Origin of the sequence: Pararhizobium antarcticum (assembly GCF_001885585.1) — a bacterium.
Lineage (GTDB): Bacteria > Pseudomonadota > Alphaproteobacteria > Rhizobiales > Rhizobiaceae > Pararhizobium > Pararhizobium antarcticum.
On the sequence record NZ_LSRP01000141.1, the window covers coordinates 1 to 11,100 of the forward strand.

Annotated in this window: 10 protein-coding genes and 1 pseudogene; 2 read left to right on the forward strand and 9 right to left on the reverse strand. The window is 55.9% G+C overall.

The window, feature by feature from the left end:
- Window positions 1–196 precede the first annotated feature (196 nt).
- Genes AX760_RS24685 through AX760_RS24705 form a run of 5 tightly spaced genes read right to left on the reverse strand, consistent with a single transcriptional unit; the run spans window position 197 to window position 4,743 of the window.
- Window positions 197–1,072, reverse strand: a complete 876-nt coding sequence (locus tag AX760_RS24685; protein WP_071835675.1) for an NAD-dependent epimerase/dehydratase family protein — start codon at window positions 1,070–1,072, stop codon at window positions 197–199.
- A 1-nt stretch (window position 1,073) separates the two neighbouring features.
- Window positions 1,074–1,808, reverse strand: a complete 735-nt coding sequence (locus tag AX760_RS24690) for a ribonuclease activity regulator RraA (protein ID WP_071835676.1) — start codon at window positions 1,806–1,808, stop codon at window positions 1,074–1,076.
- On the reverse strand, window positions 1,805–3,019 hold the full coding sequence (locus AX760_RS24695) for a mandelate racemase/muconate lactonizing enzyme family protein (protein ID WP_071835677.1): 1,215 nt from the start codon (window positions 3,017–3,019) through the stop codon (window positions 1,805–1,807). Before AX760_RS24695 ends, AX760_RS24690 begins: the two co-directional genes overlap by 4 nt.
- A 43-nt stretch (window positions 3,020–3,062) precedes the next feature.
- Entirely contained in the window at window positions 3,063–4,058 is a 996-nt protein-coding gene (locus AX760_RS24700; protein WP_071835679.1) for a Bug family tripartite tricarboxylate transporter substrate binding protein, read from the reverse strand.
- A gap of 13 nt (window positions 4,059–4,071) precedes the next feature.
- Entirely contained in the window at window positions 4,072–4,743 is a 672-nt protein-coding gene (locus AX760_RS24705) for a GntR family transcriptional regulator (RefSeq protein WP_071835680.1), read from the reverse strand.
- A 57-nt stretch (window positions 4,744–4,800) separates the two neighbouring features.
- Between AX760_RS24705 and AX760_RS24710 the strand changes: the two genes are divergently transcribed.
- The gene (locus AX760_RS24710; protein ID WP_071835681.1) at window positions 4,801–5,655 is read left to right on the forward strand and encodes an SMP-30/gluconolactonase/LRE family protein; all 855 of its coding nucleotides are present in this window, start codon (window positions 4,801–4,803) and stop codon (window positions 5,653–5,655) included.
- Window positions 5,656–5,694: 39 nt separating this feature from the next.
- Window positions 5,695–6,638: pseudogene (locus AX760_RS24720) on the forward strand (glucuronate isomerase).
- Window positions 6,639–6,790: 152 nt separating this feature from the next.
- Here the strand turns inward: AX760_RS24720 and AX760_RS24725 are convergent.
- The 4 genes from AX760_RS24725 to AX760_RS24740 all read right to left on the reverse strand — a co-directional run bounded on the left by AX760_RS24725 (window position 6,791) and on the right by AX760_RS24740 (window position 10,874).
- Complete coding sequence (locus AX760_RS24725) at window positions 6,791–7,879, reverse strand: ABC transporter ATP-binding protein (protein ID WP_071835684.1); 1,089 nt, start codon at window positions 7,877–7,879, stop codon at window positions 6,791–6,793.
- Between the two features lie 290 nt (window positions 7,880–8,169).
- Window positions 8,170–9,312 (reverse strand): galactonate dehydratase, encoded by a 1,143-nt coding sequence (gene dgoD, locus AX760_RS24730; protein WP_071835685.1) that lies wholly within the window; start codon window positions 9,310–9,312, stop codon window positions 8,170–8,172.
- Window positions 9,313–9,384: 72 nt separating this feature from the next.
- The gene (locus AX760_RS24735) at window positions 9,385–10,137 is read right to left on the reverse strand and encodes a GntR family transcriptional regulator (RefSeq protein WP_139276557.1); all 753 of its coding nucleotides are present in this window, start codon (window positions 10,135–10,137) and stop codon (window positions 9,385–9,387) included.
- A gap of 56 nt (window positions 10,138–10,193) precedes the next feature.
- The gene (locus tag AX760_RS24740) at window positions 10,194–10,874 is read right to left on the reverse strand and encodes a phytanoyl-CoA dioxygenase family protein (protein ID WP_071835686.1); all 681 of its coding nucleotides are present in this window, start codon (window positions 10,872–10,874) and stop codon (window positions 10,194–10,196) included.
- Window positions 10,875–11,100 lie beyond the last annotated feature (226 nt).

The window sequence follows — 11,100 nt, forward strand, 5'->3', positions numbered from 1 at the left end:
CCAGCTAAGGATATATGGCATTGTGCCGGAACCGAGTTGTCCACCGTCTTGCATCCCGTGCAGATTTGACCCCAGAAAAAGACCTGCGAGACCGACAACTAAGAAAATGAATGCCGCTCCCAGTTCCTGAGGAGCCCGAATATTGAACATGACTTTTCCTCCCGTCGCGTTCGCTTTTTAATCTTATTGGAAGATGTCAGATTGGGTCTTTTTCCAGTTCCGCGAGCCGTGCCCCTGATCGCACAAGACCATTGCTTGTGTAGACACCTCCCTGGAAATGTTCCGCCACTTCGTCCGCTGTATCCGGCCCCGGAAACATGTGGGCAAATCGTTCGGCGTTGTCTTTCGGTCGATAGCCGAGACGAAAAGCGGCCGAATTGTCCCAGAATGCGCGCTCGTTGTTCGACACGCCGTAGACGACTTCGCTCGTGTAGTCCGCCAACAGTCCGACTTTCACGAGCGCCACGGTGTCGTCGTAAGACAACCACGTGGATAGCCCACGTCGGGTCGTAGGCTCTGGAAGAAACATTCCAATCCTCATGCTGAATGATCGGACGCCAAACTTGTAGGCGTATAAAAATCCGAGCTGCTCGGAAAATACCTTTGTCAGGCCATAACGGCTGTCGGGACGCGGGGGGACCGAACTACCAATCGTTTGTGAACGAGCGTAGAACCCAGTCGCATGGTTAGAGCTCGCGAAGAGGACACGGTCTACGCCCGTCCGTCGCGCAGCCTCCCAAATGTTGATAGAGGGTCGGATATTCGCGTCGAGCAGGACCTCCCAGTCAGCTTCACGTGGATAGCCCGCCAAGTGAATGACTGCTTGGACTTGCTGGTCCGCAAACAGCCCGTCGACGAACTGCTCGTCCGCTAAATTGCCGATGCGCACGTCCTCATTCGGGCCAGCAGAGCCTAGGTCGATTATGTCGGTCAAGCGAAGCGTGAATGATCCACCAAACAGCGCTTTCAATTCCGGGTCAGCCGATAGTCTTTCGCGTAGAAGACTGCCAATCCGACCTGCCGCTCCGGTGATCACAATTACAGGCGTTTTGTCAGGGAGCCGTGGCAGCATCTTAGCGCCCTTGCGCTGTGCGCCACGATGCAAATCGAGCTTTCACGCTGTCGTCGAGCATCGGATAGAGGCCAAATAGCTCGTGCCCTCCATTCACTTCTTCCTGCACGAAGTCTTCGTAAACGGTCTGCTCAAAGGTCTCGTGTGCGATCTCTTCCGCCAAATGAGCTGGAATGCAAACAACGCCCTCGTCGTCGCCAACCATGATGTCTCCGGGATAAACACCGACATCACCGCACGCAACCGGCGTGTTCAGGTCAACCGCGTGATGCAGAATAAGATTTGTAGGTGCTGAGGGGCGTTGATGGTAGGCTGGCAGGGCCATGCGCTTGACCTCCGGCGTATCTCGAAAACCACCGTCGGTAACGACCCCAGCGCAGCCGCGCGTCATTAACCGAGTGAGCAAAATCCCCCCTGCCGATGCAGCTCGCGGATCTCCACGGCTATCAATGACCAAAACATGTCCCTCAGGGCATTCCTCCACGCCTTTCCGCTGGGGGTGATTTCGGTCCTCGAACACTTTTAGGAGATCGAGGTCTTCCCGGGCCGGGATGTAACGCAGCGTGTACGCAGGTCCGACCATGCGCGCTGCGCCTGGGTTGACCCTTTGTGGCCCTTGGAGGAATACATTGCGAAACCCCCTTTTAAACAGCGCTGTCGTTAGCGTCGCCGTCGAGACCGTTAAAAGCTTTGCGCGTGCTGCCTCCGAAAGTGGCTGGGCGAGTGTCGTTGTCATAGGATCGGATCTTTCTTGACGGAAACGAGATTGGCGCGACTGCGGCGCATCGAAAAATAGGTTGAACCGTGCTCTTCGGCGTCCTGCCAGCCGCCGGTTGCGATCGATACATTCCGTTCGCTGGGATGTGCCGCAATAAAGTTTTCAACCAGATCGACCCCAAGTCCAGGACGTTCGGGGACGATAATGTGGCCTTGCGAAGATTCGAGCGCCGGATGAATAACTGCTGCCTTGCCATGCCATTCAGGCTCGAGGCGCTCCATGAGCAGTGCATTGGGAATGGCGGCCATGACGTGGATCGAAGCATATTCCGCTACCGGGCCTAGCGAGCCGGAGTGCGGTGCGACTTGAATGAAACGGGCCTCGGCAAGCGCCGCGATCTTTTTCATCTCCGTGATGCCGCCTGCCCGGCCCATGTCGGGCTGTATGATGTCGACGACACCGCTTTCGATGAGCGACGCTGCCCCCCATTTCGTCGCAAGCCGCTCACCGCCGGCGAGCGGCGTGTGGGGCAAAGCGCGGCGCACTCGTTTCCACCCATCAATATCCTCAGGCGCCACCGGATCCTCGAGGAAGAGCAGATTGTATGGCTCCAGTGCCTTGCCGATTGCAATCGCGTCGATGGCGGGCAGCCAAGGTGGCCCATGGAGGTCGACGATTATATCAATGTGCGTACCGACAGCTTCCCGCACCTCCGCGACCCGTTCGACAAGGCCATCGTGTCCGCCCAGCTTGACGGTGGTCACGCCATTCGAAACCAGTTTCACTGCTGACGCGGCATTTTTGGCGTGAGCATAATAGCGGACCTTATCCCGCACCTTGCCGCCTAGCATGTTCCAGACCGGGGTGGAGTGCAACTTTCCTTTGATATCCCAGAGCGCCATATCAATGGCCGTAATGGCTCCTGCCCCAACAACGCCTGTGTCGCCATGACCCATCATCGCTATGCGCATTCGTTGCCAAAGTCGCTCGATGTCGCGCGGGTCGTGCCCGATCAATTCACATTTCAAGTCGTTGATGGCGGTGTGGATAACCCGCGGCCATCCCGAACCTTCACCAACTCCTATTAGGCCAGGCTCGTCAGTGATGATTTTTACGAACAACCAGTTTCTGCCTGTCGCAAGTGCGCTTTGCCCCCCGGCGCCCGTCCATGACGTAACGGTCGGAGCACCAGCCTGCATGACGGTAGGTATGATATCGACAATTTTCATGATTGAGAGCTCTTGCGACAGGTTAAATGGCAGCCGGCACAGACTATTGCGGCTTATAGCCAATCGTTTTTATAAGGGTGCCGAACCGCTCAATTTCATTGAGGTAGAATTGCTGAAACTCTTGCGGGTTGGCACTCGTCACGACTTCACTGCCGAGTTCTTCCAGGCGCTGCCGAACCTCTGGTTTGGTCAAGGCGGCCAGCAGAGCTTTTTGCAACGTGTCAACGATCGGTTGAGGCGTCCCCGCCTTCACACACAGGCCCATCCAGCTTCGGAAGTAGCCCTTGGGTGAGACACCCTGGGTATTTGCTGTGGGAACTTTTTCAAGCCCCTTGACCTGACTTTCCTGCATCACTGCCACGGCTGTGAGATTGCCACCGTCAAGGAGCCCCCTCATTGTACCAGACATCTGATCGAACACGACGTCGACTTCGCCCGACATCAAAGCCTGAAGCGCAAGTGCTCCACCCTTGTAAGGAACCAGTTTGAACTTGAACCCCTGATCCAGCGCAAACAGCGAGGGTCCTAGATGAGATGAGGTTCCAAGAACACCGCCAAATTTCAGCTCGCCATTCTTTTCTTTCGCAGCCGTCACCACATCCTGAACGGTCTTCAATCCCGACTTAGGATTTGTGAGCATGATCACTGGAACAGCCACGATCTGCGAAATCATCGTCAGATCCTTCTGCGGATCATAGCCAACGTCCATGACATGCGGGTTTGTGGCGAGCACGATTTGGGCCAAATAAACCGTGTATCCGTCCGCCGGTGCGCCGACGACAACCTGGGTCGCAATGTTGCCACTCGCACCCGGCTTGCTTTCCACGACAAACTGCTGACCCAAGCTTTTCGATAGTTCTGCAGCGACCACCCGAGCGGCGATATCTGCAGAGCCGCCAGGTGGAAAGCCGATAAGGAAACGAACCGGACGTTCGGGATAGCCTTCTTCTGCGAGGCCGGCGTTTGGAAGCGTCAGCATTGTCGCCAAGGCAGTCGCTCCGGCGAGTATCTGTCTGCGCGTGATGGATTTGATTGTCATGTGTTCCTCCTCCTCAGGACGTTAAACTGGTGGCCGCGTCATTGATATTTTCGAGCATATGATCACGCGCCCGCATTGTGTGCTGTTGCGCTAATTGCCCCGCAGTAAAAGCGTCGCCGATTGCGATCGCTTCGAAAATTTTCCGGTGCTCCGCGATGATCTCATCAAGACGCCCCGAGCGATTGCCGAGCGTCCGCCTCAGGGCGTCGATCAAACTTGATCGACCGTCAAAAATGTCGAGTGCGAGAGGGTTTTGTGCTATACAGTTGATTGACCTATGAAGCGCCCGATTTGCCTGTACGATCGCTTCAATTTCCTTTGCGGCGACAGCATTTTCATAAGCGCTGACGAAACCTTCGATACGAGCTACTTCATCCTTGGTTGCCAGTCGTGCAGCCTCCGCTGCCAACATGCCCTCGATCGCTCCGCGGACGTCGTAGACGTTTTTCACAAAGCTGGCATCGACCTTGCAAACCACAGCGCCCCGGTTTTGACGTACCTCAACCAAGCCGTCGCCCTGCAGTTGATGCAGAGCCTCTCGGACGGGGTTACCACTCACACCATACCGTGAGCTGAGCTCGGCCATGGTGATGTGCTGCCCCAGCTTCCAGATGCCGGATACGATGTCAGCCCGGATTTGCTCGCGCAATCTTGCATAGGCTGGGGTGGAGAATGGACTGGACATGGCTGTGTTCATTTCCTAATTATGGATTATGTATAATGTACAATCAAGAGGCTTGTCGTGGAAATTTGGGAATTCGATGCTGAGGTTGGCGAAAGTCCTTTTTGGGACGACGCGTCCGAACATCTTTTTTGGATCGACATTCGCAAGCCTCGTCTGTTTCGCTGTGGTTACGACGGCAAGGTTTTGAATTGCTGGAACCTGCCCGATCCTGTCGGCGGGTTTGCCATTGTTGAACGAGGCGACAAAGCTATCGTCGCGATTTCGACGGGACTGGCGATGCTTGATTTTGAAACGGGTTTGCTGACGTCGATTGTCGATCCAGAGCCGGACAAGCCGGAAAACCGTCTCAACGAGGCGAAGGTTTCGCCATGCGGAAAGCACTTTGTTTTTGGATCAATGAACGATCGCGATCCAACACTCCCAACGGGGTCTCTCTATTGCATGTCCTCAGATCTATCGATCCGGCATCTTGTCGGGGACCTCTGCGTTGCAAATGGTGTGGCGTGGAGCCCCGATGAGCTCACCTTTTACTTCTCTGATAGCCGCACGTCCAATATTTGGGCTGCTGATTGGGACGGTACACGAGGAACGATCGCAAACATTCGGCCATTTGCTTCACCGACCGAGAAGCAAGGACGGCCTGACGGTGCTGCAATGGATAGGGAAGGTCACTACTGGTCGGCCGGCGTTTCCGCTGGAGTCCTAAATCGCTACTCGCCGTCGGGGTCGATCGTTCAAACGATACGCTTGCCGGTTCAAGCGCCGACTATGCCGGCCTTTGGTCCGCAAGGGCTCCTCTATGTGACCTCCCACCGACGTGTCGCCAGCCCAGGCGCCCTGGACGGCTCGATTGTATTGGTGCCGGTACCGCAACACGGGACGCCGCAACGTCGGTTCAGGTTTCCGTGTTGAATTGATCGTTTTCTCACTCGTTGATTAGGGTTTAAGTAAATGGAACTGCATCCGGACCGCCTTTTTCCTGCTGATGAAAAAATGCGCGCGATCGCGCGGCAACTCTACGACAGCGTGAAAGACCTCCCCCTCATCTGTCCTCACGGCCACACCGATCCTCGATGGTTCGCACTCAATGAACAATTCTCTGATGCCACGTCGCTTTTTGTGACGTCGGATCCTTACATCCTCCGGCTGCTGCATGGCCACGGGGTGCCTTTAGAAGCCGTAGGCGGGCATTTCGCGATGCGGGGGCTACGGCAACAGATCACGGCCACGCGACAGCTTTGACTGCCAATCTCGACCCCGCGACGTTTGCGAGTTTATATGAAGCTGCGATTTCAAATCGACTGCCATCAGGCGGCGCCGCGATATTTCGAGCTCATATGCTGACGGAGATGGCACGAATGAGCATTGATGACGGACTTGTCATGCAATTTCACGTGGGAGCATGGAGAGGCTACAACAATGGCATTGTTACCCGCTACGGTTCCGCGCATGGAGAAAGTGTACCGCAGCAAACAAATTTCGTCGAAGGCCTAAAGCCGCTTCTCGACCGGTTTGGCAACGAGGCCAATTTCCGTCTGATCCTGTTCACGCTGGACGAAACCGCCTATTCTAGGGAACTTGGGCCGTTAGCCGGCCTTTATCCCTCAGTCTGGTTAGGATCACCTTGGTGGTTTCATGACAGTATCGAGGGCTTCCTCCGGTATCGGCAGCAGGCAACCGAAACAGCCGGTTTTTACAAGTACGCCGGGTTTGTCGACGATACGCGCGCGTTTTTTTCCATCCCGGCTCGTCATGATGTGGCAAGAAGGCTCGATGCAGCGTATCTCGCAAACTCGGTCGCAACCCATCGGCTGACTGAAAGCGCTGCATTCGATTTGATTTCACAGTTTGCATCGAATCTTCCGCGGAAAGCTTATCGTTTGGACGGTGGCTGAAGTGCGGCCAGCACTGCACAAAGATATGGACACCGCGTGCAGTAAGTGGAGCTGGCTACCACGCTCCTTTTGCCGGTGTTTCTTGGCTTTTCACTGCTCAGAGCAAAAGAGTCGAAAACTTCCGCTAGATTAAACTGGCTTACCGGGCGCCTTCAGCCTCGGTAGCTTCGTCCCTCGTCATCGAACAGGTGCAGCTTTGCCGTGTCCGCCGTGAAGCGCACACTCTCGCCCCGCTTGATTCCAAGGATGCCCGGGATTTTAGCGATTATTGGTTGGTCAGTGACCAAGCCCTGAATATAGAGCAATGTCACTTCGCCGAGGGCTTCGATAACACCGACGGTGCCCTCGAAAAGGAAATTATCACTCGTTGAAATCTCCAGATGCTCGGGCCGCACACCGAAGCTGGCATCTTTACCAACTGCGCGTGAGGGTGTCGCGATATTGATTCTGGATCTCTTACCACCGGTGAGTTCAACGACCGTGTCGGTCCCCGCATCTATAATTTTTGCTGGTATGACGTTCATCGCAGGCGAACCGATGAACTGCGCGACGAACAGGTTTGCCGGGCGCTCGTAGAGTTCGAGCGGGGGACCGACCTGCTCGATATAGCCACCGGAGAGCACGACGATGCGGTCTGCGAGCGTCATCGCCTCGACCTGATCATGCGTGACATAGATCATCGTCGTATCCGGCATGGATTCGCTTAGCTTGGCGATCTCGATGCGGGTGGCGACGCGTAGCGCAGCGTCGAGGTTCGACAGCGGTTCATCGAACAGGAAGACCTTCGGATCGCGGCAGATGGCCCGGCCGATGGCGACGCGTTGACGTTGGCCGCCGGAGAGCGCTTTCGGCAGCCGGTCCAGATATTTGGTCAGCTGCAGGATATCGGCAGCGGCGCGGACGCGGCGATCGATCTCTCCCCTGCTTTCCTTGGCGATGCGCATGCCGAAGGCCATGTTGGCATAGACGGTCATGTGCGGATAAAGCGCATAGGACTGGAAGACCATGGCGATGCCGCGCTGGGAGGGTGGCACGTCGTTGACGAGGCGATCGGCGATGTACATCTCGCCGCCGGAGATTTCCTCCAGCCCGGCGATCATTCGCAGGAGCGTCGACTTTCCGCAGCCGGAGGGACCGACGAACACGATGAAATCGCCCTGCTTGATATCAAGATCGATGCCATGAATGACATCCACCGCCCCATAGGACTTGCGGATATTCTTAAGTTTCAGGCCTACCATGAATGTGCCTTTTCAATGTATCGTTTTCGGTTTGAAGCCGGCAATCGGCTATATGAGATGCGAAGAACTGTAGCCTATGTCGTCAATCTGATCCGGATTCGCACGAAAGTCCGAGCCTGTCCGGAGTTCCTTTGTATCAATATCAGCGCCACCAAGAGCTAGATCTGCATGATTACAACAGCGCCAAGCACAGTCACAATTAGACAGAAAAGTAATGCCTCTTAGATATCAGCACTCAGTCCCAGCTACACAGGTTTGGTATGGGCAGTCCGACCGTTAACGGGGCTTGTTCACCAATCGCCGATCGAACCATCAAGGCGGAAGCTTTCCGGCAAGAAAGCGCCAGGTCGCAAAAGCATCGAATGCAAAGCTTCTTCGTCGATCTCAATGCCGAGGCCTGGCGCTGTGGGCGGGTTCGCATAGCCGTCGCCACGGTTTGTTATTGCGTAGCTTGCAAAGCTTCGCATCTCAGGAGCCACATCGTGGCGATGCTCGAGAATCGAAAAATTCTGCGCGGCAAAAGCCAAGTGAAGACTGGCTTGATCCTGCACCGGGCCATTGGGATTATGTGGCGCATAGGCCACGCCGTACATCTCCGCCATTGCTGCTATCCTCTGCATCTCAGAAATCCCATAACAATTGGCAACGTCTGGCTGCACCACATCAGCCAGGCGTCGTTCAAAAATTTCCCGAAACTGCCATCTGCTCGAGTATCGTTCACCGGTTGCAATCGGAACGACGGATTTTTCTTGAACCCTCTGCAAAGCACCGATGTCCTCGGGCGCAGTCGGCTCTTCGATCCAGAGGGGCTGCGTATGACGGACGGCAGCCTCCATCTGCACCGCGACATTCGGTGTGCAGCGGCCATGAAAATCGAGGCAAAACGCACCATCTGCACCAACTACGTCGCGCACTGCCTCGCAACACGCTATGACTGACCGATACGCTCTCGGTCCTTCAAGGCTCATTACAGCCGGTAGAGGATAGAATTTGACGGCCGTGTAACCCTCAGCCAACGCGCGTTCAGCGCGCGTTCGCAGTTCGGAGGGATCATTGGAAAGGCCGATATTTGCATAGAGCCAAACGCGTTCCCGTAAGGCGCCACCCAACAGTTCATGCACAGGCGCCTTATAAACCTTGCCCTTGATGTCCCATAACGCCATGTCAATCGCCGCAATGGCCGACGACAGGATTGGCCCCGCTTTCCAATATGAATGCCGCACCATACGTTGCCAAACGCGTTCAGTCTGAATGGCAGACATGCCTGAAATCAAACTTGAAAGTTCGGTGATCCCCGCGGCAACCGCTGTGCACTTGCCCGGCAACGACCCCTCTCCCCAGCCGACGATCCCAGTGTTAGTCACGACTTTGGCAAAACACAGATCGGTCAGCGGGCCGCCGACGGCAAAGGAGGTGACGGATAAAATCTTCATTGTGCAACTCCGGCTAAGATGCAGTAAGCATTCATTGGATTGAATAGAACATCCGCTGACCGCCTCCGCTGGTTACGACCGTCTCTGTCGGCGCGGTTGCGGTCCAGAAATGTCAAGCTTGAAGTATTGGGAATAGCGCGCCTCAAGGTCGTCCATTATATCAATTAAGCTGACCAAGTGACGGCGCATGCTGGCTTCGGCCGCAGCGCCGTTGCGCGTGGAAATCGCCTCGATCACCTCGGCATGCTGCGCCAGCACGCGAGTGCTGCTTCTGTCGTCCGGCAGGCTCAGTCGGCGCGCCCTGTCCAAATGACCGCGGGCTTGTGCGACAGCCCCCCAGATATCTGGATTGCCGCTTTGCAAGCAGATTTCGTGATGCGTCAGTTCATCCAGCCTATAGAAAGCCTCGGTGTCGCCATTGTCCAACGCCGCCTGATGACGCTCCAGGAGATGCTTGAGGCGTAAAGCCCCTTCACCGGTGCACATTTCGGCAGCGCGTCGAGCCATGGCGCACTCCACCGCCTCGCGCAGAAACTGAGCCTGTAGAAGGGCGGCCCGACTGATCGGCGCCACGAAGGTGCCAAGCTGCGGATAGGGCAACAACAAACCCTCTTCAGCGAGACGCAGGAACGCTTCACGGACCGGCGTACGGCTTACACCTAGAGCCTCAGCTACCTCATTCTCCGAGATCGGTTGGTTCGGCTCCAGCCGAAAGTCGATAATTGCCGAGCGCAACAGCTGTAAAATTTGCGGGCTGGCTCTTTCGGACCGGTCGATAACTTCGCCGGGGAACAGGATAACTGAGGCGGTTGGATCGGATCTCACCAATTGCTCCTTTTTGTGTCGGTGTGCAGCCGAACATGTATTGCACAGTGGCTTTTTTAGCCTCGGCGGTAGGGTGACAAATCCATGTTTGGGTAGCGCGCGGCGACATCGCGCAAAGTCTGATCATTCCAGTACTCTGATCCTTGCGCCGGCCAGTTGAAAAGATCGCGCTGACGCGGCGTCATCCTGCTCAGTGCGTTATTCATTTCTGGCTTCAACGCGCGGTCAGGCCAGCTCATACGACCTTGCCAGCCCCAGCCCCGCTTCTGGAAATCGACCAGCATTGCAAAGCGCGAGCGCTCAGCCCCGGTGATGTTCGATCCTCTATGCAACACGTCGGTCCGGTAGATCATCAGGCTGCCCGCCTTGCCGGTAATTGACACTTCGCGATCGAAATATTCGCCCATTGGCAAGCGGTCGGGAACCAGCGGAAGATCGCGCGTTAACTCGAGTGGCACCACTTTGGTCGGTCCATCTTCGAGCGTAACATCCGAAAGCAGGATGAAGGTGGTCATTTGACGATGGCGCCCATCCATAGAGGGCACAGCCAAAGTGTGGTTGCCATAGTCACGATGATGTGCCTGATCATAGTTTATCGCGCCCGAATATTTCGCCCAGAGCTCGACCTTGTAGATCTCCAGGTCTTCGGTGCCAAGGAACCTCTCAGCAGCATCGATGAGATCGGGATAGACCGGAAGCAAATTTAGGTCCCAGGTCGGATATGGAAAAAGTGCCATACCGGCGAACTGGCTTTCCTCATACTTCCGATATTTGGAAGGGTCAGCGAAGTAATCGCGTGGGTGCGGATAGACTTTCCAAAGCGCATCTTGAGCTAACTTTTGTCAACGCCGGAGTAAAAACCGGCCAGGCGGCGGAGTAAAACCAGGCCACTTGCGGCGCACGCATGAGACCTCCGGGAGGGCGTAGCCCGAGCGGGGGTCTCATGCGTGCGCGTCGATGTTC